Here is a 22,377-nt window from a genome sequence, read left to right on the forward strand (position 1 = left end):
GGGCGCAATGCGGATCGGCATCGTGTGCCCGTACTCCTTCGACGTCCCCGGCGGGGTGCAGAACCACGTCATGGACCTGGCCGAGGCGTTGATCGGGCTGGGGCACGCGGTGAGCGTGTTCGCCCCGGCCGACGAGGACTCGCCGCTGCCGCCGTACGTGGTGTCGGCGGGGCGGGCGGTGCCGCTGCCGTACAACGGGTCGGTGGCCCGGATCGCGTTCGGACCGGTCTCCACCGCCCGGGTGCGGCGGTGGATCACCCGGGGCGACTTCGACGTGCTGCATGTGCACGAGCCGCTGACGCCCAGCCTGTCCATGCTCGCGGTGCTGTGCGCCCGCGGCCCGGTGGTGGCCACCTTCCACACCGCGATGACCCGGTCCCGGGTGCTGTCGGCCGCGCAGGGCGTGCTGCAGATCCTGTTGGAGCGGATCACCGCCCGGATCGCGGTCAGCGCGCTGGCGCGCAAGGTGCAGGTCGAGCACATGGACGGCGGCGCGGTGGAGATCCCGAACGGGGTGACCGTGGCCAAGTTCGCCGGGGTCCCGCCGCTGCCCGGCTGGCCGGGGGAGTGCGGGCCGGGCACCGGCGGCACGCTCGGCTTCCTGGGGCGGTTCACCGAGCCCCGCAAGGGCTTCCCGATCCTGCGGGACGCGTTCGTCGCGCTCGCCCCGCACCGGCCCGGGCTGCGGCTGCTGGTGGCCGGCCCCGGCGACCGGGACGACCTGTACGACCAGTTCCCCGTCGAGTTGCGGGACCGGGTCACCTTCCTCGGCCTGGTTTCCGAGGCGGACAAGGCACGCATGTTGCGCAGCGTGCACCTCTACGTCGCACCGAACACCGGCGGGGAATCCTTCGGGATGATCCTCACCGAGGCCCTCGCCGCCGGCACCACGGTGGTCGCCAGCGACCTGGACGCGTTCCGCCGGGTGCTCGACGGCGGGCGGGCCGGCCGGTTGTTCCCGACCGGCGACCCGGTCGCGCTGCGTGCCGCGCTCGCCGCGCTGCTCGACGACGCCGACCAGCGGGCCGTGCTGACCGCCTGCGGCGACCAGGTGGTGGCGAATTTCGACTGGCCCGTGGTTGCCCGCCGCGTTGTGGAGGTATACGCAGCGGCGATCGAAGCCACCGACGGTCGGGTGATCGACCAGGAGTGGGTGGGGATGGGTTGAGCGGCGGGGCCGCTGGGGCCGATGTGACGAGCGCGTCGGCGGCAGTCACGCCGAACCGGGCGGGAACGGAGCAGCACTACGATGCCGGGCATGTGGTGGGTGGTGGGCACGGTCCTGGTCGTCGGGCTCGTCTCGGCGTACCTGGTCTGGACGGCCGGCCGGGTCGAGCGGTTGCAGGCCCGGGCGGAGTCGGCGGCCCGGGCGCTGGACGCGCACCTGCTGCGCCGCGCGGCGGCCGCGGCGGTCCTGGCCGAGCAGCGGTACGGCGTGGAGCTGTACGCGGCCGCCCGGATCGCCCTGGACGCCCCGCCGGAGGAGCGGGAGGCGGCCGAGAACGACCTCACCCGGCAGTTGCGCACGATCCAACTGGACCCGGCCGACCCGGCCTGTGAGGCGGTCATCGCGGCCAGCCGGCGGTTGGCGCTGGCCCGGCAGGTGCACACCGACCTGGTCCGGGACGCCCGGTCGGCCCGCAGCCGTCCGCTGGTACGCCTGTTCCGGATGGGACGCCGGCACCTGTGGCCGCGCTACTTCGACGTCGACGACCCCACCCTCGCCGTCCCGGCGGACGTCACCACCGGCTGACCGCCGCGGCCGCGCACAGTGGCCATGATCAGGGGTGATGCGGGCCACAGAGCAGGCCACCGTGGGTCTGATTGGCTGTCGGACCGGCGTTGACCCCGTCGTAGCATTTTCGCAGCCACCCCCCGAGCACGCCAAGGAGCGATGACCCGTGTCCGAATCCACCTCCCCGAACGCCAACGCCACGCCCGTCGTCGGCACCGCCCGCGTCAAGCGGGGCATGGCCGAGATGCTCAAGGGCGGCGTGATCATGGACGTGGTCACCGCCGAGCAGGCCAAGATCGCCGAGGACGCCGGCGCGGTCGCCGTCATGGCGCTGGAGCGCGTGCCCGCGGACATCCGCGCGCAGGGCGGCGTGTCCCGGATGAGCGACCCGGACATGATCGACGGCATCATCGAGGCCGTCTCGATCCCGGTGATGGCCAAGGTCCGCATCGGCCACTTCGTCGAGGCGCAGATCCTCCAGTCGCTCGGCGTCGACTACATCGACGAGTCCGAGGTGCTGACCCCGGCCGACTACGCCAACCACATCGACAAGTGGGCCTACACCGTCCCCTTCGTCTGCGGCGCGACCAACCTGGGTGAGGCGCTGCGCCGGATCACCGAGGGCGCGGCGATGATCCGCTCCAAGGGCGAGGCAGGCACCGGTGACGTCTCCAACGCCACCACCCACATGCGCAAGATCCGGCAGGAGATCCGTCGGCTGCAGTCGCTGCCGGAGGACGAGCTGTTCGTCGCCGCCAAGGAGCTCCAGGCGCCGTACGAGCTGGTCAAGGAGATCGCCCAGACCGGCAAGCTGCCGGTGGTGCTGTTCACCGCGGGCGGCATCGCCACCCCGGCCGACGCCGCCATGATGATGCAGCTCGGCGCCGAGGGCGTCTTCGTCGGCTCCGGCATCTTCAAGTCGGGCAACCCGGCTCAGCGCGCCGCCGCGATCGTCAAGGCGACCACGTTCCACGACGACCCGGACGTGCTGGCCAAGGTCTCCCGTGGCCTGGGCGAGGCGATGGTCGGCATCAACGTCGACGAGATCCCGCAGCCGCACCGCCTGGCCGAGCGCGGCTGGTGACGCCGATGGGTGACCGGCCGAGGATCGGGGTGCTCGCCCTGCAGGGCGACGTCCGCGAACACGTGGTGGCCCTGGCCGGGGCGGGCGCCGACGCCCGCCCGGTCCGCCGCCCGGTCGAGCTGGACGCGGTCGACGCGCTGGTCATCCCCGGGGGCGAGTCCACCACGATGAGCAAGCTCGCCGACATCTTCGAGATGCGCGAGCCGATCGACAAGCGGATCGCCGCCGGCATGCCGGTCTACGGCTCCTGCGCCGGCATGATCATGCTGGCCGACGAGGTGCTCGACGGCCGGCCCGACCAGCGCGGCTTCGCCGGCATCGGGATGACCGTGCGGCGTAACGCGTTCGGCCGGCAGGTCGACTCGTTCGAGGCGCCGGTGGAGATCAGCGGGGTCGAGGGCGAGCCGTTCCACGCGGTCTTCATCCGCGCGCCCTGGGTCGAGCGGGTGGGATCGCAGGTCGAGGTGCTGGGCCGGGTCACCGACGGCCCCGCCGCGGACCGGATCGTCGCGGTCCGGCAGGGCAACCTGCTGGCCACCTCGTTCCACCCCGAACTCACCGGTGACCTGCGGCTGCACCGCTATTTCGTGGAGCTGGTCCGCGCCGCCTGAGGTGTGGCGACCGGGCCTCCCTCCCACCGGGAGGGAGGCCCGCTCCACGCCCGGCCGGTGCGCGTGTGACACCGGCGGGAGTGACCTCGGTAGGATTGCCGCGGTTCGGCAGGGCTCACCGCCCGCCGCAGCCCTCCACCTGACCGGCCGCCGGTCCAGGCGGTGGAGTCGGCGCGGACAGTCGACGCAGGCGTGGGTCAACAGACGGAGGTATGAGATGTCCGGCCACTCAAAGTGGGCGACGACCAAGCACAAGAAGGCCGTCATCGACGCCAAGCGCGGCAAGATGTTCGCCAAGCTGATCAAGAACGTCGAGGTCGCGGCGCGGACCGGCGGCGGCGACCCCGCCGGCAACCCGACGCTCTACGACGCCATCCAGAAGGCCAAGAAGAACTCGGTCCCGAACGACAACATCGACCGCGCGGTCAAGCGGGGCTCCGGCCTGGAGGCCGGCGGCGCCGACTGGCAGACGATCATGTACGAGGGCTACGGCCCGAACGGCGTGGCGATGCTCATCGAGTGCCTCACCGACAACCGCAACCGCGCCGCCACCGAGGTGCGCACCGCGCTGACCCGCAACGGCGGCTCGCTCGCGGACGCCGGCTCGGTGTCGTACATGTTCTCCCGCAAGGGCGTGGTGATCGTGCCCAAGGCCGGCACCACGGAGGACGACGTGATGATGGCGGTCCTCGACGCGGGCGCCGAGGAGGTCAACGACCTCGGTGAGGCGTACGAGGTGGTCTCCGAGCCGACCGACCTGATCCCGGTCCGCACCGCCCTGCGGGACGCCGGCATCGAGTACGAGTCGGCCGAGTCGTCCCTCATCCCCAGCGTCAACGTGCCGCTGGACGCCGACGGCGCGCGCAAGGTCTTCAAGCTGATCGACGTGCTGGAGGACTGCGACGACGTGCAGAACGTCTACGCCAACTTCGACGTCTCCGACGAAATCATGGACGCCGTCGGCTGACCGGCAGCCAGAACTGGATATACACTTCTCGTCGAGATATCTCGACAGTTGAGAGGTGTGATCCATGGCGAAGACGCTGTTGGACCTCGACGAGGATCTTCTCGCCGAGGCGACCGCAGCCCTCGGCACCTCCACTAAGAAGGACACCGTGACGGCCGCCCTCCGACAGGCGGTGGAGAGCAGCCGGGAGCGTCGCCATCGGGCGTTGGCCAACCTGCAGGAAATCGCCGACGAAGGCGGCTTCCACTTCGATCGGCTCGACGAGTTGGACCAGTGAAGTACCTGGTCGACACGAGCGCGCTGGTCCGGATCGTGCGACGCCAGGTCGAACCAAAGTGGTTCGACCTGGCGGAGCGTGGGCTCATCGCTCTGTGTGAGCCGGTACTCGTGGAGGCCCTGAGCATTGCCGACGCGAAGGCGTACGAGCGGGTGGAACAGAACCTCAGGGATCTCTACCCGTGGGTGCCGGTTCCCGACGACGTGTGGCAGGTCGTGCGCGCCGTTCGCCACGAGTTGGCGGGACAGAGCGCCCACCAAGGGTTGTCGGTCGCAGACCACCTGGTCGTCGCGACCGCCATCCGCCTGAAACTCGTGGTGTTGCATCAGGACGCTGACTTCGAGACCGCGGCGAGGATCATTCCTCAGTTCAGCCAGGAGCGCATTAGCTGATGACGCCCGGACGGTTCGCGGTGGGTGAGGTGGTCGTCCGGCGTGAGATTCTGCTCGACGAGGTCTGGTTCGGCTGCCCGACGATCTGCGTCGAGGACTCCGCCGACCTGCTCGCGCTCTACCTTCCGCCCGGGGCGGAGTTCGGCTTCCCGGAGCGGGGCAGCTTTCCGTGTGGCCGGCACCCCTGGCATGTTGCCGGCCACACCGCCTGGTCAGGGCACGGCAAGCTGATGCTCCAGCGCCCCGGCGAGGCGCACTCGGTCGACATATTCTGGACCGGCCCCGAACGTACGTTCGCTGGGTGGTACTTCAACCTCCAGGACCCGTTCCGGCGTACGTCGATTGGGGTGGACACCCTTGACCACGAACTGGACCTCTGGTGGGCGGCCGATGCCGAGCGCTACGTCTGGAAGGACGTGGAGATGTTTGCCCAGCGCCTCGAGGAGGGTCGCTACCCCGGGATGGGCGAGGCGATCCAGGCCGAGGGTGACCGGATCGCCGCCCTTCTCGAAGCCGGGCAGCACTGGTGGGACGAGTCCTGGGCATCCTGGAAGCCCGATGCGGCCTGGCCGGTCCCGCGTCTGCCCGCCGGCTGGGGCACCGTCCCCTGCTGACGCCCGTATCGTCATGCTCGGCTGTGAAACGGTCTCGCGCGACGTCTCCGACGACGTGATGGCCGCCGTCGACGCCTGACCGGGCGACGGCGGGGGGTGCCGCCGGGCGGCGCGGTCGTCCGGTGCGGAGTCCGCGCGGTCGGCTCCGGCCGTCCAGCCGGGTGTGCGCCGCGGGCGCTGTGGAGCTGATGTCGCAGACGAATCACCCGGTGCCGGTGCCCGGTGCCGATTCGTTGAGGACATCAGCTCCACAGCGTCCGGTGGGACCCGCCGCCCCCGCCTCGGCGCCGGCCTGAGTGCCACCGTCGCGAGTGCCACCGCGTCCGCGCCGGGCCGGGCCCGCCCTGCCCCGCGCCCGCTCTGCCCCGCGCCGGGCCCGCCCTGCCCCGCGCCGGGACGGCCTGGCCGGCGGGGGCGTCAGCCGGCCGCGAAGCGGCGGGCCACCGCGTCGAAGGCCGCCTTGCGCCGTTGGGTGCCGTCGGGCAGCACGGCCACCAGGCCGTAGCCGGCGGCGTCCAGGTCGTGCTCCGGGTCGGGGCGGTGCGGGTAGCTGAACGCCGCGTACGTGAAGACGAAGGCGCCGGCGGCGCCGGCGGCGTCCGCCGCGTCCAGCAGCGTGCCCACCTCCTCGGCCTGCGCGCCCTCGTCCCGGACGACGGGCTCGCGCAGCCGGGGCGGGTCGGCGTCGCGGTCGACCACCGTCCAGGCCAGCGCGCCGCGTTCCGCCGCCCCGGCGTAGGTGGCGCAGCCCAGCTCGGTCAGCACCACCGGCAACCCGTGGCGGCGCCGGGCGGTGATCGCGCCGGCCCACGCGTCCAGCGGCTCCCCGCTGCGGTAGTGGTCGACGCCCACCAGGTCGAACGGTCCCCACTCGACGGTCTCGAAGCCGAGCGCCGCGTACGTCACCGGGCCGGCGAAGTGCTCCCGGGCGGTCCGGGCGGCGCGCCGCAGGTGCCGGTTGAGGGCCCAGGGGAACGGCCCGTGCCGCAGCGTGCTGCCGAGCAGCCGGCGTGGGCTGCCCAGGGTGGCCATCCGGTCGGTGGCGGTCGCCCCGGACACGATGCCGGGCTGGAAGAGCGTCGCCTCCCAGCCGGCCACCAGCACCACGTCCGCGCCCTCGGCCCGCAGCCGCTCGGCGTCGGTCGCGCACGCCTCGAGGTGGGCCAGCGCGGCGGACGGTTCGGGCTCCCGCAGGCCGGGGGAGAGCCAGACCGCGAGGCCGGCCTCGGCGGCGGCCGTGGCAGCCACCCGGAGCCGGTCGAGGTCCTGCCCGACGAGGCGTACGGCGGTGGCGTGCAGCTCGCCGGCGATCACCCCCAGGTCGGCGCGGACCTGGTCCGGGTCGAAGTCGGGCCGGGAGGGGCGGCCGGGCAGCAGCTCGACGCCGGTGTCGTAGACGACGCCCCAGATCCGCATGGCCACTCCTTATCGATACGCCGTATCGTTACCGGTACACTGTATCGCATGGCCGTGGTCTGGGAACGCCCCGAGCCGTCCCGCCGGCACCAGCCGCCGCTGGACCGCCCGGCGATCGTCGCCGCGGCGTGCGCCCTGGCCGACGTCGGCGGGCTGGACGCGGTCACCCTGCGCGGCGTCGCCGGCCGGCTCGGCGTGCTCCCGATGCGGCTCTACCGGCACCTCGACTCGCGGGACGACCTGCTCGACCTGATGGCCGACGCGGTCTGCGGGGAAATCGCCCTGCCGGAGCCGGGCGTCGGGGACTGGCGGGCACGGCTGCGCGCCCTCGCCGCCGCCACCGTGACCGTCGCCCGCCGCCACCCGTGGTACGTCCCACTGCTGGGCAGCCGTCCACCGCACGGGCCGCACGGGCTGGCGTACTCCGAAAGCCTCTTCGCCGCCCTGGACCGGCCCGGCCTGCCCCCGGCGACGCTGATGCACACCGCGGACGCCTTCCTCGGTTACCTGGTCGGCCAGCTGCACCTGGAGCTGCTCCGGGTGCCGGCCGGCGCGACCGCCCACGTTCCGTCCCCGGAGCAGCTGCGTTACCTTGCCCAGGCGGTCGGCGACGGCCGGCACCCGACGCTGGCCCGGCTCTTCACCTCCGGGCGGCAACTCGACGCGACCGAGGCGTTCGACGCCGGTCTGGAGATCGTCCTGGACGGCATCGCAGCGAAACTGGGCTGACCCGGCCCGGCGCCCCCGTGTGCGCCGGGCCGGGTGGCCGAAAGGTCGTCAGGCGCCGTTGCGCCGAGCCTTCACGATGCTGTCGACCAGGTCCCACAGGATGGTCCCGGCGATGACCACGACCGCGATGTTCGCGACGGTGTCGAGGTGGTCGGCGTCGCGCAGCCACTCGAACCGCCGCACCAGTGCCGGGTTGAGCAGCCGGTCGGTGAGCAGCAGCCAGGCGACCGGCACGGCGAAGGCCAGGTCGAGGACCGCGTTGGCCGCCACCAGACGCCAGGTCCACCGACCGGAGCGGTACTTCGCGATCTGGAGGGCCACACTGGCGAGGAGCAGGGCCATGAGGAACGGCAGCCACGAGGTCCACAGCGCCGGGTCGAGGAGCGGGATGCGGTCGCCGTCGGTGTCGGAGACCCAGGACTGGAAGTGCTGCCAGGGCAGGAAGGCGAGCAGCAGCAGCACCATCGCGATGGCCGCGCAGGTGTCGGTCAGCGTGACGTCCCGCTCCACCGCCCCCTCAGGTAGCTGGTCGACGCTCCACGCGGGCAGCTTGAGCGAGACGTCGGTCCGTTCCAGGACGGCGAAGCTCACGGTGACCCAGAAGGCGATCTGCACCGCGGTCTGGAGCGCGCTGGTGATGCCCGCGCCGATCGCCGCGCCCGGATCGTCGCCGACGGTCGCCTTGAGCACGCCCATCACGACGCCTACGACGCCGGGCACGGTGGCCAGCAGAAGTCGCAGCACCCGCTGCCAGACCAGGTACCAGGTGGGGCCGATGAGCTGGAGCGGGCGGTCGGCGTACCGGGCGGCGAGCCGCTCCGGGTTGCCCAGCTCGGTGAGCACCTCGCGCTCGGCGGCCTCGGCGCCCTGCCCGCCACCGGTCCGGTCGTCGATCATGTCCGCGATGGCAGCGCGCAGCTCGGTGGCGAGCTCCGCGCGGCGGGGCGCCGGCACCGCCCGCAGGGTGGCGGCGAGGTAGCGGTCGGTCAGAGAACTCATCGATCGTCTCCTTCAATCAGCCCGGCGACGGAGGTCTGCACGGCGGCCAGGTCGTCGAGAAGACGGGCCAGCACCGCCTCTCCCTCGTCGCTGGTGCGGTAGAACTTGCGCGGCCGGCTCTCCTCGGTGTTCCACTCGCTGGTCAGCAGCCCCTGTTCCTCCAGCCGCCGCAGCAGGGGATAGAGCGTGTTGGCGTCCACCGGGAAGCCGTGCGCCGCGAGGCGTTGCAGCAGCGCGTAGCCGTAGTCGGGGCGGTGCAGGGCGACCAGGCTCGCCACCACCACCGTGCCGCGGCGCAACTCCTGGAGATGGGTCCGCAGGATCTCCTCGCTCACCATGGCTCACACGATACTGTGTGTCAGACACTAATGTCCAGCACTGCATCATCGTGCCGCGAACACCGCTGTGGTTCTCCGGGCCGGCCGGATCGGTACGTCGGCTTCCCGGCCCCCGCCGTCTACCGTCGAAGCGGGGACGACGGGGGTGAGGTGATGGACACTCCGGCGCGGATCGGCTCGTACCGCATCGAGCGGCTGCTCGGGACGGGGTCCTTCGCGACCGTCTGGCTGGGCCACGACCCGGTCCTCGACTCCCGGGTGGCGATCAAGGTGCTGGCTGAGAACTGGAGCCACGACCTGCGAGTGCGGGAACGATTCCTGGACGAGGCCCGGCTGTTGCGGCGACTCGACCACCAGCGGCTGGTCCCGGTGCACGGCGTGGGCGAACTGCCCGACGGACGACCGTACGCGGTGTTGGCCTGGGCGGACGGCGGCAGCCTGCGGGAGCGGCTGGCGCGCGGCCCGATGCCCTTGGCGCCGGCCCTGGACCTGTTGGTGGAGATCGCCGCCGGAGTCGCGGTCCTGCACCGCCACGGTGTCGTGCATCGCGACCTCACACCGGGCAACATCCTCTTCCGCTCGGGCACCAGCGGCGAACGGGTACTGATCGCCGATCTGGGGCTGGCCAAGGCGGTCGCCGCCGCGTCCGGCCTCACCGTCAGGGCGGGCACCCCCGGCTACATGGCGCCGGAGCAGGACGATCCGTTCGCGGTGGTCGACACCCGCGCCGACGTGTTCGGCCTGGGTCGCCTCGGCGTCCGACTTCTCGGCGTCGAGGTGGCGCGGCCGAGCGCGGCGAGCCGGCTACGGGAGGAGGTTCCGCCGAAGGTGGCGGCGGTGCTTCGCCGGGCCACCGCACCCCGCCCGGCAGACCGCTACCCCGACGCGGCGGCCTTCGGTTCGGCACTGCGGCGGGCGGCGACGTCCACGGGTGGGTCCGCCGGTGCGGGCCGGTCGACCGGGTGGCAGCCCGTTCGCCGGCACCGGCTCGGCGTCGCCGCGACCATGGTGCTCGTCGGACTGGCCGGTACGGCCAGCGACGCCGCGATCGTTCAACGGCCGCGTGCCACCTGGACGAGCGGGCCGCTCACCGTCGCGCTCCCGGCAGGGTGGCGGGCGGCGGGCACCGGCTGGGCGGGCCAGTTCGGCGACGACGGTCGGCTCGAACCGGCGCTGGTGATGTCGCCCGACCCGCAGCGGTGGGCGGCCCACGCCAGCCTGCCGGGTGCCTTCGTCGGTCTCTCCGCCAGCATCGCCGCGCGTACCGGCCCCGAGGGCTTTCTCGCCGAACGCCCGCACGCGACCTGCGCCGCCGCGCCGGTGCGCAGGACCCGCCAGGCGGGGGTCGACTGGGTGGTGGCCCGGTTCGGCTGCGAGCGCGGCAGGCCGGAAATCGTCGAGGCGGCGGGCCTCGGACCGGGCCGCAGCGGGCTGATCTACGTGCAGATCGCACCCCCGGCGGGCAGCGGCGCCGACTTCGTCGACACGCTGCTCGCCGGGGTGCGGGTGCGGTAGGCCCGCGCGGGCTACCGCACCACCACCGTCACTGTGTACGTCCGGCCGCCGTGCGGGATCGTGACCGCGACCGTTCCGCGACGCAGGAAGCGGACGTTCACGACTCCCGCCTCGTAGCTGGTGGACGCCAGGTCCTTCCGGTCCACGGTGACCTGACCGGGTCCGATCCCCTCGATGCGGAGGACTCCGCCGGTGGCCAGGCAGAGCGACGTGAGCAGCGCCAGCTCCTGCTCGTCCACCTTGAGGTCGTAGCGGATCGCCCCGAGACAGGCGGGCACCCCGGTCGCCGACGGCGTGGCTCGGGGAATGCCCCCGGTCGCGGACGGCGGGGAGGCGACCGAAGCGGGTCGCGGGGTCGTCGGCGTGTCGGATGGTCCGGACGGAGTGACCCCGGTCGCCGCGGTGGGCGGCTGGACCGGAAGTGGCGAGACCGGTTCCTCCCCGCACGCCCCGATGACAGCGATCAGCGCAACGGCCGTGGCCGCGGACGAGAGCCGGCGTCCAGGGATGCTGCTTCTCATGGCGGTCCTCCTTCGGTGAGCGGGCCCTTCACCGTGTCTGTCGCCGCCGCGGCCTGTTCGGTTCGAGGAATCGTGGGTTCATGTCCGGTCGTCCGCCAGCCGTTGGCGGAGCTGCTGGCGGGCCACGTGGATCCGGGACTTCACGGTCCCCTCCGGCAGGTCCAGCAGGGCGGCGATCTCGCGGTAGCTCAGGCCGAGGATGTCGCGCAGGGTCACCGCCTCGGCGAGTTCGGGGCGGACCGAGTCGAGCGCGTCGAGCAGGTCGAGCCGGGTTCCGGCGACCACGCTGGTCCGCCGCGGATCGGGTGGGTCGGGCAGCGGCACGCCGCCGGCCTCGACCAGCCAGCGCCGGCGCAGTACGCGGTAGGTCGACCGGGCCCGGTTCGCGGTGAGCTGGTACAGCCAGGTGTGGAACGACGACCGCCCCTCGAACCGCATGATCCCCCTGGCCAGCGCGAGCAGCGCGTCCTGGCACGCCTCCTCGGCGTCCTCTCGGCTGGGCAGCAGGCGGGCGCAGAGCCGCAGCACCTCCGGGCGGACGGCCGCCAGCAGCACGTCGAGAGCTCCGGGGTCGCCGCGCGCGGCGGACCTGGCCAGGTCGTCGATACCCTCCGCGAGGGGCATGACTGCCTCCCGTGCTCGCCCGAGGTGCCGTGCCGTCCAGGCTACGACCGGTCCCGCGGCCTCGGCCCGGCCGAGTCCGGCAGCCGACTCACCGGCCGCGCAGGTTGGTGCGGGAGATCCACACCACCCTGACGGTGATCTGCCCGCGCGGCTGCTGGAGGTGCCTCTCCGGGCGGGGATAGGGTGGGCCGACCGACTTCTCACCACCCACGAAGCCGACCCGGGGGGGCGCCACGCATGGGCGATTCGTTCGCGCATCTGCACGTGCACACTGAGTACTCGATGCTCGACGGGGCGGCCCGGCTCAAGGACCTCTTCGCCGAGGCGAACCGGCTCGGCATGCCGGCGGTGGCGATCACCGACCACGGCAACATGCACGGCGCGAACGACTTCTACAAGCAGGCGATGGCCGCCGGCATCACCCCGATCCTCGGCGTCGAGGCGTACGTGGCGCCGGAGTCGCGCTTCCACAAGGCGCGGGTCAAGTGGGGCCGGCCGGAGCAGAAGAGCGACGACGTCTCCGGTAACGGCGCGATCACCCACAAGACCATGTGGGCGCGGAACAAGACCGGCTTGCACAACCTGTTCACGCTCAACTCGCGCGCCTCCATGGAGGGCCACTACGTCAAGTGGCCGCGGATGGACATGGAGCTGATCGCCGAGCACGCCGAGGGGATCATGGCCACCACCGGCTGCCCCTCCGGCGCGGTGCAGACCCGGCTGCGCCTCGGGCAGTTCGACGAGGCACTCAAGGTGGCATCGGCGTACCAGGACATCTTCGGCAAGGAGAACTACTTCCTGGAGCTGATGAACCACGGCCTCGACATCGAGCGCCGGGTCCGGGACGGCCTGGTCGAGATCGGCCGCCAGCTTGGCATCCCGCCGGTCGTCACCAACGACTCGCACTACACCGTCGAAGAGCAGGCGACTGCCCACGACGTGCTGCTCTGCGTGCAGACCGCCAGCAACATCGATGACCCGAACCGGTTCCGCCTCGAGGGCGGCGGCTACTTCATCAAGTCCGCAGACCAGATGCGCGCCGTGGACTCCTCCGACATCTGGCTGGAGGGCTGCCGCAACACCCTGCTGGTGGCCGAGAAGGTCGACCCGACCGGGATGTTCGAGTTCCACAACCTGATGCCCCGCTTCCCGGTGCCGGAGGGGGAGACCGAGGAGTCCTGGTTCCGCAAGGAGACCTTCGCCGGGTTGGCCCGCCGCTACCCCGGCGGCATCCCCGAGGGGCACGTCGTCCAGGCGGAGTACGAGCTGGGCGTCATCAACCAGATGGGCTTCCCGTCGTACTTCCTCGTGGTCGCCGACTTCATCCAGTGGGCGAAGAGCCAGGGCATCGCCGTCGGTCCGGGCCGTGGCTCGGCCGCCGGCTCGCTCGTCGCGTACGCCCTGGGCATCACCGACCTGGACCCGATCCCGCACGGCCTGATCTTCGAGCGGTTCCTCAACCCCGAGCGCGTCTCCATGCCGGATGTCGACATCGACTTCGACGAGCGTCGGCGCGGCGAGGTGATCAAGTATGTCACCGACAAGTGGGGTGAGGACAAGGTCGCCCAGATCGCCACCTTCGGCACGATCAAGGCGAAGGCCGCGATCAAGGACTCGGCCCGGGTGCTCGGCTACCCGTACGCGGTGGGCGACCGGATCACCAAGGCGATGCCCCCGGCGGTGATGGGCAAGGACATCCCGCTCACCGGCATCTTCGACCCCAAGCACCCGCGGTACGCCGAGGCCGGCGAGATCCGCGGCCTCTACGAGTCCGACCCGGACGTGCGCAAGGTGATCGACACCGCCAAGGGCATCGAGGGGCTGATCCGGCAGACGGGTGTGCACGCGGCCGGCGTCATCATGTCCGCCGAGCCGATCATCGAGCACATCCCGCTGATGCGCCGGGACGCCGACGGGGCGATCATCACCCAGTTCGACTACCCGACCTGCGAGTCGCTCGGGCTGTTGAAGATGGACTTCCTCGGCCTGCGCAACCTGACCATCATCGACGACGCGGTCAAGAACATCGAGCTCAACCACGGCAAGCAGCTGGACCTGCTGACCCTGCCGCTGGACGACCCGGCCGCCTACGACCTGCTGGCCCGAGGCGACACCCTCGGCGTGTTCCAGCTCGACGGCGGCCCGATGCGCTCGCTGCTGCGGCTGATGAAGCCGGACAACTTCGAGGACATCTCCGCCGTCCTGGCGCTCTACCGGCCGGGCCCGATGGGCGTCGACTCGCACACCAACTACGCGCTGCGCAAGAACGGCCAGCAGGAGATCACCCCGATCCACCCGGAGCTGGAGGAGCCGCTGCGGGAGGTCCTCGCGCCCACCTACGGCCTGATCGTCTACCAGGAGCAGGTGCAGCGCGCCGCGCAGATCCTCGCCGGGTACACCCTCGGGCAGGCGGATCTGCTGCGCCGGGCGATGGGCAAGAAGAAGAAGGAGATCCTCGACAAGGAGTTCATCCCGTTCCGGGACGGCTGCCGCGAGCGCGGCTACTCCGACGCGGCGATCCAGGCGGTGTGGGACGTGCTGGTCCCGTTCGCCGGCTACGCCTTCAACAAGGCGCACTCGGCCGCCTACGGGCTGGTCTCGTACTGGACCGCGTACCTCAAGGCCCACTACCCGGCCGAGTACATGGCCGGGCTGCTCACCTCCGTCGGTGACGACAAGGACAAGATGGCGCTCTATCTGTCCGAGTGCCGCCGGATGCGCATCCAGGTGCTGCCGCCCGACGTGAACACCTCCGCCGGGCCGTTCACCCCGGTCGGCAAGGACATCCGCTTCGGCCTGGCCGCGGTGCGCAACGTCGGCGCGAACGTGGTCGCCTCGATCATGCGGTGCCGCGAGGAGAAGGGCGAGTACGCCGACTTCTACGACTTCCTGTCCAAGGTGGACGCGGTGGTCTGCAACAAGAAGACCATCGAATCGCTGATCAAGGCCGGCGCCTTCGACTCGCTCGGCCACCCGCGCAAGGGCCTGCTCGCCGTGCACGCCGACGCCATCGACGCGTACGCCGACGTCAAGCGCAAAGAGGCCGTCGGCCAGTACGACCTCTTCGGCGCCGGCTTCGGCGAGGCGGACACCGGCAGCAGCACCACGGTCATGCCGACCATCGGCGAGGGGGAGTGGGACAAGCGCGACAAGCTCGCCTTCGAGCGGGAGATGCTCGGCCTGTACGTCTCCGACCACCCGCTGTTCGGCCTGGAGCACGTCCTCGGCGCGGCGGCCGACACCACGATCGCCGCGCTCGCGGAGGAGGGCGGGGTGCCCGACGGTGCGGTGGTCACCCTGGCCGGCATCCTCTCCGGCGTGCAGCGCCGGGTCACCAAGCAGGGCCGGGCCTGGGCCTCGGCCACGCTGGAGGACCTGGCCGGCGGGGTGGAGACGCTGTTCTTCCCGAACACCTACGAGGTGATCGGGCAGTACATCGCCGAGGACGCGATCGTGGTGGTCAAGGGCCGGGTGGACCGGCGCGACGACACCCCGCGGATCATGGCGATGGACATGTCCATGCCCGACATCAGCAGCAACCCGGCGAACAAGCCGGTCACCCTGACCATCCCGGTGCACCGCTGCACGCCGCCGCTGGTGGAGAAGCTCAAGGAGACCCTGGTGCTGCACCCCGGCGACACCGAGGTGCACGTCAAGCTGCTCAACGGCGGCAAGGTGACCACGCTGCGGCTTGGCCCGTTCCGGGTCGCCGCCACCACCGCGCTGATGGGCGACCTGAAGAGCGTCCTCGGCCCGGCCAACGTCAGCTGACCCGTCCGGTCATGCCCTCCACCGAGCTGTTGCGGGTGTGGCGGCAGCTGCGGGAGCACCATCCGCTGCCGGAGATCGCCGCGTGGGACCTCGACTGCAGCCGCGGTGAGGTGCGGCGGGTCCTCGACGACCTGACCGCCGGCCGTTGACCCTCACCCGGGCCGGTACTCGACCTCCGGGCGGCCGGGCATGCCGTAGCGGGGTGTGCGTACCGCGCGCTCGGCGGTGACCAGGTACTCCAGGTACCGGCGGGCGGTCACCCGCGAGATGCCGGTCTGCTGGCTCACCTCGGTCGCGGACCGGCCCGAGCCCGGCGAGAGGGCGGACAGCACCCGGTTCAACGTCTGCGCGTCCAGCCCCTTGGGCAGGGTGTGCTGCGCCGCGCCGCGCAGGGTGGCGAACATCCTGTCCACCTCGTGCTGGGCGGCGACCTCACCCTCGGCGAGTGCCTGGCGGCGGTAGTCGGCGTACCGCTCCAGCTTGTCGCGGAACGCGGCGAAGGTGAACGGCTTGAGCAGGTAGTGGGTCACTCCAAGGGAGACGGCGGTGCGGACCACCGCCAGGTCCCGGGCCGAGGTCACCGCGAGCACGTCGACGCTGCTGCCCGCCGCCCGCAGGGCCCGGCAGACGTCCAGGCCGTGCAGGTCGGGCAGCCGGAAGTCCAGCAGTACGAGGTCCACGTCCTCGCCCGCCCGGTGCCGCAGCGCCGCCATCGCCTCCCGCGCGGTGTGCGCCACCCCGACCACCGCGAAGCCGGGCACCCGCTCGGTGTACGCCTTGTGCGCCTGCGCCAGCAGCGGCTCGTCCTCCACCACCAGCACCCGGATGTCGGTCACGACCGGCCCTTCGGGATCGGCAGCCGGACCGTGAACACCGTCCCGCCGCCGTCGGCGGCGGCCACGTCGCAGCGGCCACCGTGCCGCCGCACCACCTGCCCGACCAGCGCCAGGCCCAGGCCGCGGCCGGCGCTCTTGGTCGACCAGCCGCGTCGGAACGCGTCCGCGACCCGGTCGGGGTCCAGCCCCGGTCCGTTGTCGCCGACCCGGACGACGATGTCGTCGTCGACGGTGCCGACGAAGACGTGTACCCGGCGCGGCGGGTCGGTCCCGGCCACCGCCTCGAGAGCGTTGTCGACCAGGTTGCCCACGACGGTGAGCAGGTCGGCGGTGGGCAGCGGGTTGTCGTCGAGCCGGCAGTCCGGCTCGATCACCAGATCCACGCCACGCTCGCCGGCCTGCGCCGACTTGCCGAGCAGCAGGGCGGCCAGCGCCGGCTCGGTGACCGCGCCGACGACCCGGTCGGTGAGTTGCTGGGCCAGCGCGAGGTCCCGGGTGGCGAGCTGGACCGCCTCGTCGGTGCGGCCCAGCTCCACCAGGGTCAGCACGGTGTGCAGCCGGTTGGCCGACTCGTGCGTCTGGGCCTGCAGCGCCTCGGTCAGCGCGCGTACCGAGTCCAGCTCGCTGGCCAGGTTGCGCAGCTCGGTCTGGTCGCGCAGGGTCAGCACGGTGCCGAGCACGGCGCCCTCGAACCGGGTGGTCCGCTGGTTGGCCACCAGCACCCGGTCCCCGGCCAGCACGGGCTCGTCGTGCGCGTCCCGCCCGGAGTCGAGCAGCTCGGCCACCGCGGGGGGCAGGTCGATCCCGGCGACCGGCTGGTCGGTGACCGCCGCGTCGTCGGCGAGCCCGAGCAGGCGGCGGCCCTCGTCGTTGACCAGCGCCACCTGGCGGTCCCGGGTCAGCACCAGGAGCCCCTCCCGTACGGAGTGCAGCACCGCGTCGTAGTACTCGTACATCCGGGTCATCTGGCTCGGGCCGAGACCGTGCGTCTGCCGGCGGAGCCGGCGGCTGAGCAGCCAGGAGCCGGTGGCCGCGAGGGCGAGGGCGGGTACGGCGGCGGCCAGCAGCACCGGGATCTGGGCGAGCAGCTTCTTGTTGATCGCCTCGGTGGTGATGCCGACGGAGACCAGACCGATGATCCGATGGTCGTCGCCGTACACCGGGACCACCGCGCGCACCGACTCGCCGAGCGTGCCGACGTTGGTGACGGTGAACGGCTCGCCGGCCAGGGCGGGGCCGATGTCGCCGATGAACGGCTGCCCGATCAGGGTCGGGTTGGGGTGCGAGTAGCGGGTCCGGTCCGGGGCCATCACGACCACGAAGTCCGTTCCCGTCGCCACCCGGATCGACTCCGCGTACGGCTGGAGGGCGGCGGCCGGGTCGGCGGAGGTCAGCGCGGTGCGGGCGTCGGGGGAGCGGGCCACGGTCTGCGCCACGGCGAGCACCTCCTCCTCCGCCGCCTGGCGGGAGTCGCTGCGGGCGAGCCAGACCGCGCCCGCCGCCCCGGCGAGGACGAGCAACGTCACCACCACGGCCTGGAGGGCGAACAGCTGACCCGCGATGCTCCACTGGCGTCGGGCCACGTCCCCTCCTTCCACTCGGTTGGTCGTCCGCAAGTGTGGCGCACCGGTCAGGTTCCGGTTCCGGTCGCGAGTCCCGGGGGTGAACAGAATGAACGCAAGGATGCCTTGTGTTGAGATGCGCGTCACATTGTGGGCATGGACACCACCACACCCACCCCCGTGGCCGCCCGGCCCGCCCGCCGGGACCGGACCCGGTACCTCTACCTGGCGGTCATCCTGGCCGTCCTCGCCGGCATCGTGGTCGGCCTCGCCGCCCCCGAGTTCGGCAAGGAGTTGAAGCCGCTCGGCGCCGGCTTCGTCAACCTGATCAAGATGATGATCGGACCGGTCATCTTCTGCACGATCGTCCTCGGCGTCGGATCCGTCCGCCAGGCGGCCCGGGTCGGCAAGGTCGGCGGGCTCGCCCTCGGCTACTTCCTGGTCATGTCCACCGTCGCGCTGGCCATCGGCCTGGTGGTCGGCAACCTCATCCACCCCGGTGCCGGCCTGGACCTGGGCCCGGACGTGGCCGGCGCCGGCAAGGCCGCCGCCGGCGGTGGGAGCGGCGGGACGGTCGACTTCCTGCTCGGGATCATTCCGACCACCCTCTTCTCCGCCCTGACCGAGGGGGAGGTGCTCCAGGCGCTGCTGGTCGCCCTGCTGGTCGGCTTCGCCGTGCAGGCGATGGGCACGCGAGGCGAGCCCGTGCTGCGGGCGGTGGGCGTGCTCCAGCGTCTCGTCTTCAAGGTGCTGGCGATGATCATGTGGGTCGCCCCGATCGGCGCGTTCGGGGCGATCGCCGCGCTGGTCGGCGCGACCGGGGTGGACGCGCTGAAGAGCCTGGCGCAGGTCATGCTCGGCTTCTACGCCACCTGCGTGATCTTCGTCTTCCTGGTGCTCGGCGCGTTGCTCTGGCTCGTCGCGCGCATCTCGATCTTCTCGCTGCTGCGCTACCTGGGCCGGGAGTTCCTGCTGATCCTGTCGACCTCGTCGTCGGAGTCGGCGCTGCCGCGGCTGATCGCCAAGATGGAGCACTTCGGGGTGAGCAAGCCGGTCGTCGGCATCACGGTGCCGACCGGCTACTCCTTCAACCTGGACGGCACGGCGATCTACCTGACCATGGCGTCGCTGTTCATCGCCGACGCGCTCGGCAAGCCGATGGCGATCGGCGAGCAGGTCGGGCTGCTGGCGTTCATGGTCATCGCCTCGAAGGGCGCCGCCGGGGTGACCGGCGCCGGCCTGGCCACCCTCGCCGGCGGTCTGCAGTCGCACCGGCCCGACCTGGTCGACGGTGTCGGCGTGATCGTCGGCATCGACCGGTTCATGTCCGAGGCCCGGGCGTTGACGAACTTCGCCGGCAATGCGGTCGCCACGGTGCTGGTCGGCACCTGGACCGGCGAGTTCGACCGGGAGCAGGCGCGGGCGGTGCTCGACGGCCAGCGCCCGTTCGACGAGGCGACCATGCTCGACGAGGACGAGCCGGACGAGGTCGCAGCCCCCGACGACGGGTCGGGCCCGCGACCGCCGGCGCTGGCGGGGGCGCCGTCCTGATCCGGTCCGGGGCCGCACCGGAATCCTCCGGTGCGGCCCCGGCCGCCGTCGACCGCCGGCGCGGGGCTCAGGACCGGCCGAGCACCTCGGCCGCCTGGTCGGCGGTCTCCAGCACCACGGTGTGGTAGCTCTCGATCCGCGACAGGATGGCGTCGCGCGGCCCCTCCCGCCAGGCCGCGCTGCCGTAGAACGCCTCCTCCTGCTCGTCGCGGACCGCGAGGGAGGGGAAGGCCCGGATCAGGTACGCCTCCTCGTGGCCGTCCTCCCGCACGAGCGAGGCCCCGGCGGCCACCACTCGGATGCCGAAGCGGCCGAGCAGCGGGGCCGCCTCCTCCCGCATCACCCGGACGAACTCGTCCGTGGTGGCGGGCTTGAGACGGTAGGTGCGGATCTCGAGAATCATCGGCGGCCTCCGAAGTGGATGAGAGGCTGACGCTAACCGCCGGGCCCCGAGGCCACCACCGCGTGATTGGCGCTGACGGGCCGGTCCGCCCGCCAGTAGCGTCGGCGCCATGGAGTTGGACGTCGCGAAGAAGCTGTGGCAGCCGGAGCCGGGCTGGCTGAACACCGCCAGCTACGGCCTGCCGCCCGACCCGGCCTGGGCGGCACTGCAGGAGGCCCTGGCCGACTGGCGGGTGGGGCGGGTCTCCTGGGAGGTGTGGGGCGAGTCCGCCGAACGGTCCCGGGTCGCCTTCGCCGGACTGGTCGGGGTGACGGCGGCGGACGTGGCGATCGGCAGCACGGCGTCGCAGCTGCTCGCCCCGGTGGCGGCCGCCCTGCCGCCGGGGGCCACGGTGGTCGTCCCGGAGGTGGAGTTCACCTCGAACCTCTTCCCGTGGCTGGTACAGCAGGAGCGGGGCGTCAAGGTACGCACCGTCCCGCTGGCCGGCCTCGTCGACGCGATCGACGCCGGCACCGACCTGGTCGCGTTCAGCCTGGTGCAGTCGGCCGACGGCGCGGTCGCCCCGTACGACGGGATCGTCGCCGCGGCCCGGGCGCACGGCGCGCTCGTCGCGGTGGATGCCACCCAGGCCTGCGGCTGGCTGCCCTTCGACGCGGGCCTCGCCGACGTGGTGGCGGTCGCGGCGTACAAGTGGCTGATGGCGCCGCGCGGTGCCGCCTTCGCCTACCTGGCCCCGGCCCTGCGCGAAAGGCTGCGTCCCGACGCCGCCGGCTGGTACGCGGGCGCCGACCCGCACGCCTCCTACTACGGTCCGCCGCTGCGGCTGGCCGACGACGCCCGGCGCTTCGACATCTCCCCGGCCTGGTTCTCCTACGTGGGCGCGGCGCCCGCGCTGGAGCTGCTCGCCGAGATCGGGCTGCCCGCGGTCCGGGACCACGACGTCGCCCTGGCCAACCGGTTTCTCGCCGGCCTCGGCCGGCCGCGGGGCGACAGCGCGATCGTGACCGTGGAGGTGCCGGGGGCGGAGGAGAAGCTGGCGCGGGCCGGGGTGCGCGCGGCGGTGCGCGCCGGCCGGGTCCGGGCCGCGTTCCACCTCTACACCACGTCGGAGGACGTCGACCGGGCGCTCGACGCGCTGACGAGCTGAGTGGACGCCCGCCCCGGGACGCGGGGCGGGCACCTCCCGCTCAGGCCAGGTGGCCGCCGATCTTCGTGTACCCGCGCAGCAGGTCGCGGGAGATGATCAGCCGCTGCATCTCGTCGGTGCCCTCGAAGATCCGGTAGAGCCGCACCTGCCGGTACCAGCGCTCGATCGGCAGCTCCCGGGTGTAGCCCATGCCGCCGTGGATCTGCAGCGCCCGGTCCACCACCCGGTTGACCATGCCGGCGCCGTAGAGCTTGCCCATCGAGGAGGCGTGCCGCGGGTCCAGGCCCTGGTCGACCGTCCAGGCGGAGCGCAGCACCAGCCAGCGGGCCGCCTCCAGCTCGGTCTCCGAGTCGGCGATCATCCACTGGATGGCCTGGTTGGTGCCGATCTTCGCGCCGAAGGTCTCCCGGGTGTTGGCCTGGTCGATCGCCATCTGCAGGGCCCGCTCGGCGATGCCGATGGCGTGCGACGGGATGGTGTAGCGGCCCTTGCCGATCCACTCCATGCCCAGCGTGAAGCCCTGCCCGACCTCGCCCAGGATGTTGCGGTGCGGCACCCGGACGCCGTCGAAGATCAGCGAGGCCGGCCCGCCCTCACCCATGGTCTGGATGAGCTCCGAGCGCCAGCCCATCGCCCGGTCCACCAGGAACGCGGTGGCGCCGCCGCGGCGGGCGCCCTTCTCCCGGTCGGTCACCGCCACCACGATCGCGAAGTCGGCGTCGTTGCCGTTGGTGATGAAGGTCTTCTCGCCGTCGAGGACCCAGTCGTCGCCGTCGCGGCGGGCCGACAGCCGGATGTTGGCCGCGTCGGAGCCGGCGCCCGGCTCGGTGATCGCGAAGCAGGAGATCCGTTCCCCCTCGATGGTGGGGATGAGGAACTCCCGCTTCTGGTCCTCCGTGGCGTGGAACAGGATGTTGTCCGCCTCGCCGCCGAAGCGGAACGGCACGAAGGTGCGGCCCAGCTCGGTCCAGATCAGCGACTGCATGACCGCCGGCAGGTCCATCCCGCCGTACTCCTCGGGGGTGGCCAGCCCCCAGAAGCCGAATTTCTTCGCCTTCAGCTGGAGTTCGCGCAGCTCGGAGCGGTCGAGGCCGGGCCGGTGGGCGCGCTCGCGGCGGAGCACCTCCTGCTCCAGCGGCATCACCTCCCGGGTGATGAACGACCGGACGGTGTCCCGGACCGCCCGTTCCTCGTCGGTGAGTGAGAAGTCCACGGTGGTCCCCCTGAGTCGGCGCGGCGATGGATCGCCCTCAAACTAGCGGTGTAAGTTTTCGTCCGTCCAGAC

At 72.2% G+C, this 22,377-nt stretch carries 23 protein-coding genes; 14 read left to right on the plus strand and 9 right to left on the minus strand.

Annotated features, from left to right (window positions below):
* Positions 1 to 7: 7 nt before the first annotated feature.
* The 8 genes from OG799_RS05165 to OG799_RS05200 all read left to right on the plus strand — a co-directional run bounded on the left by OG799_RS05165 (position 8) and on the right by OG799_RS05200 (position 5,680).
* A complete protein-coding gene (locus OG799_RS05165) occupies positions 8 to 1,168 on the plus strand; it encodes a glycosyltransferase family 4 protein (protein WP_406043596.1) in 1,161 nt (386 codons plus the stop codon).
* Between the two features lie 81 nt (positions 1,169 to 1,249).
* Positions 1,250 to 1,753 (plus strand): hypothetical protein, encoded by a 504-nt coding sequence (locus OG799_RS05170; protein WP_406043598.1) that lies wholly within the window; start codon positions 1,250 to 1,252, stop codon positions 1,751 to 1,753.
* Positions 1,754 to 1,901: 148 nt separating this feature from the next.
* Positions 1,902 to 2,819 carry a pyridoxal 5'-phosphate synthase lyase subunit PdxS gene (gene pdxS / locus OG799_RS05175; protein WP_406043600.1) on the plus strand — a complete coding sequence of 306 codons (918 nt, stop codon included), beginning with the start codon at positions 1,902 to 1,904 and terminating at the stop codon, positions 2,817 to 2,819.
* A gap of 5 nt (positions 2,820 to 2,824) precedes the next feature.
* The gene (gene pdxT, locus OG799_RS05180) at positions 2,825 to 3,430 is read left to right on the plus strand and encodes a pyridoxal 5'-phosphate synthase glutaminase subunit PdxT (protein WP_406043602.1); all 606 of its coding nucleotides are present in this window, start codon (positions 2,825 to 2,827) and stop codon (positions 3,428 to 3,430) included.
* A 217-nt stretch (positions 3,431 to 3,647) separates the two neighbouring features.
* Positions 3,648 to 4,397, plus strand: a complete 750-nt coding sequence (locus OG799_RS05185; RefSeq protein WP_406043604.1) for a YebC/PmpR family DNA-binding transcriptional regulator — start codon at positions 3,648 to 3,650, stop codon at positions 4,395 to 4,397.
* 64 nt (positions 4,398 to 4,461) lie between these two features.
* The gene (locus OG799_RS05190) at positions 4,462 to 4,674 is read left to right on the plus strand and encodes a type II toxin-antitoxin system VapB family antitoxin (RefSeq protein ID WP_406043606.1); all 213 of its coding nucleotides are present in this window, start codon (positions 4,462 to 4,464) and stop codon (positions 4,672 to 4,674) included.
* On the plus strand, positions 4,671 to 5,066 hold the full coding sequence (locus tag OG799_RS05195; protein ID WP_406043608.1) for a PIN domain-containing protein: 396 nt from the start codon (positions 4,671 to 4,673) through the stop codon (positions 5,064 to 5,066). The genes OG799_RS05190 and OG799_RS05195 overlap by 4 nt, the downstream gene beginning before the upstream one ends.
* The gene (locus OG799_RS05200; protein ID WP_406043610.1) at positions 5,066 to 5,680 is read left to right on the plus strand and encodes a DUF402 domain-containing protein; all 615 of its coding nucleotides are present in this window, start codon (positions 5,066 to 5,068) and stop codon (positions 5,678 to 5,680) included. The genes OG799_RS05195 and OG799_RS05200 overlap by 1 nt, the downstream gene beginning before the upstream one ends.
* Before the next feature lie 417 nt (positions 5,681 to 6,097).
* Here OG799_RS05200 and OG799_RS05205 read toward each other — a convergent pair whose 3' ends face one another.
* Positions 6,098 to 7,096 carry a hypothetical protein gene (locus tag OG799_RS05205; protein ID WP_406043612.1) on the minus strand — a complete coding sequence of 333 codons (999 nt, stop codon included), beginning with the start codon at positions 7,094 to 7,096 and terminating at the stop codon, positions 6,098 to 6,100.
* 48 nt (positions 7,097 to 7,144) lie between these two features.
* Between OG799_RS05205 and OG799_RS05210 the strand changes: the two genes are divergently transcribed.
* Complete coding sequence (locus tag OG799_RS05210) at positions 7,145 to 7,825, plus strand: TetR/AcrR family transcriptional regulator C-terminal domain-containing protein (protein WP_406043614.1); 681 nt, start codon at positions 7,145 to 7,147, stop codon at positions 7,823 to 7,825.
* A 48-nt stretch (positions 7,826 to 7,873) separates the two neighbouring features.
* Here OG799_RS05210 and OG799_RS05215 read toward each other — a convergent pair whose 3' ends face one another.
* Together OG799_RS05215 and OG799_RS05220 are read right to left on the minus strand one after the other, a co-directional pair.
* Positions 7,874 to 8,824, minus strand: a complete 951-nt coding sequence (locus tag OG799_RS05215; protein WP_406043616.1) for a permease prefix domain 1-containing protein — start codon at positions 8,822 to 8,824, stop codon at positions 7,874 to 7,876.
* Positions 8,821 to 9,162, minus strand: a complete 342-nt coding sequence (locus OG799_RS05220) for a PadR family transcriptional regulator (RefSeq protein WP_406043618.1) — start codon at positions 9,160 to 9,162, stop codon at positions 8,821 to 8,823. The genes OG799_RS05215 and OG799_RS05220 overlap by 4 nt, the downstream gene beginning before the upstream one ends.
* A gap of 153 nt (positions 9,163 to 9,315) precedes the next feature.
* Here OG799_RS05220 and OG799_RS05225 point away from each other — a divergent pair, with 153 nt between their 5' ends.
* A complete protein-coding gene (locus OG799_RS05225) occupies positions 9,316 to 10,677 on the plus strand; it encodes a serine/threonine-protein kinase (RefSeq protein ID WP_406043620.1) in 1,362 nt (453 codons plus the stop codon).
* Between the two features lie 11 nt (positions 10,678 to 10,688).
* Here OG799_RS05225 and OG799_RS05230 read toward each other — a convergent pair whose 3' ends face one another.
* Together OG799_RS05230 and OG799_RS05235 are read right to left on the minus strand one after the other, a co-directional pair.
* Positions 10,689 to 11,198 carry a hypothetical protein gene (locus tag OG799_RS05230; RefSeq protein WP_406043622.1) on the minus strand — a complete coding sequence of 170 codons (510 nt, stop codon included), beginning with the start codon at positions 11,196 to 11,198 and terminating at the stop codon, positions 10,689 to 10,691.
* A 78-nt stretch (positions 11,199 to 11,276) separates the two neighbouring features.
* The gene (locus OG799_RS05235; protein ID WP_406043624.1) at positions 11,277 to 11,822 is read right to left on the minus strand and encodes an RNA polymerase sigma factor; all 546 of its coding nucleotides are present in this window, start codon (positions 11,820 to 11,822) and stop codon (positions 11,277 to 11,279) included.
* Positions 11,823 to 12,059: 237 nt separating this feature from the next.
* Here OG799_RS05235 and dnaE point away from each other — a divergent pair, with 237 nt between their 5' ends.
* A complete protein-coding gene (gene dnaE / locus OG799_RS05240) occupies positions 12,060 to 15,593 on the plus strand; it encodes a DNA polymerase III subunit alpha (RefSeq protein WP_406043626.1) in 3,534 nt (1,177 codons plus the stop codon).
* 11 nt (positions 15,594 to 15,604) lie between these two features.
* Positions 15,605 to 15,742 carry a hypothetical protein gene (locus tag OG799_RS05245; RefSeq protein ID WP_406043628.1) on the plus strand — a complete coding sequence of 46 codons (138 nt, stop codon included), beginning with the start codon at positions 15,605 to 15,607 and terminating at the stop codon, positions 15,740 to 15,742.
* Between the two features lie 3 nt (positions 15,743 to 15,745).
* Here OG799_RS05245 and OG799_RS05250 read toward each other — a convergent pair whose 3' ends face one another.
* Entirely contained in the window at positions 15,746 to 16,429 is a 684-nt protein-coding gene (locus OG799_RS05250) for a response regulator (RefSeq protein ID WP_406043630.1), read from the minus strand.
* Positions 16,426 to 18,012 carry an ATP-binding protein gene (locus OG799_RS05255; protein WP_406043632.1) on the minus strand — a complete coding sequence of 529 codons (1,587 nt, stop codon included), beginning with the start codon at positions 18,010 to 18,012 and terminating at the stop codon, positions 16,426 to 16,428. The genes OG799_RS05250 and OG799_RS05255 overlap by 4 nt, the downstream gene beginning before the upstream one ends.
* A gap of 135 nt (positions 18,013 to 18,147) precedes the next feature.
* Between OG799_RS05255 and OG799_RS05260 the strand changes: the two genes are divergently transcribed.
* Positions 18,148 to 19,542, plus strand: a complete 1,395-nt coding sequence (locus OG799_RS05260; protein ID WP_406043634.1) for a cation:dicarboxylate symporter family transporter — start codon at positions 18,148 to 18,150, stop codon at positions 19,540 to 19,542.
* A 67-nt stretch (positions 19,543 to 19,609) separates the two neighbouring features.
* Here the strand turns inward: OG799_RS05260 and OG799_RS05265 are convergent, their stop codons facing one another.
* On the minus strand, positions 19,610 to 19,945 hold the full coding sequence (locus OG799_RS05265) for an NIPSNAP family protein (RefSeq protein WP_406043636.1): 336 nt from the start codon (positions 19,943 to 19,945) through the stop codon (positions 19,610 to 19,612).
* A gap of 109 nt (positions 19,946 to 20,054) precedes the next feature.
* Here OG799_RS05265 and OG799_RS05270 point away from each other — a divergent pair, with 109 nt between their 5' ends.
* Complete coding sequence (locus OG799_RS05270) at positions 20,055 to 21,092, plus strand: aminotransferase class V-fold PLP-dependent enzyme (protein ID WP_406043638.1); 1,038 nt, start codon at positions 20,055 to 20,057, stop codon at positions 21,090 to 21,092.
* Positions 21,093 to 21,132: 40 nt separating this feature from the next.
* Here OG799_RS05270 and OG799_RS05275 read toward each other — a convergent pair whose 3' ends face one another.
* Positions 21,133 to 22,305 carry an acyl-CoA dehydrogenase family protein gene (locus OG799_RS05275; protein WP_406043640.1) on the minus strand — a complete coding sequence of 391 codons (1,173 nt, stop codon included), beginning with the start codon at positions 22,303 to 22,305 and terminating at the stop codon, positions 21,133 to 21,135.
* Positions 22,306 to 22,377: the final 72 nt, after the last annotated feature.

The organism is Micromonospora sp. NBC_00898 (genome assembly GCF_045207895.1).
Taxonomy (GTDB): Bacteria; Actinomycetota; Actinomycetes; order Mycobacteriales; family Micromonosporaceae; genus Micromonospora.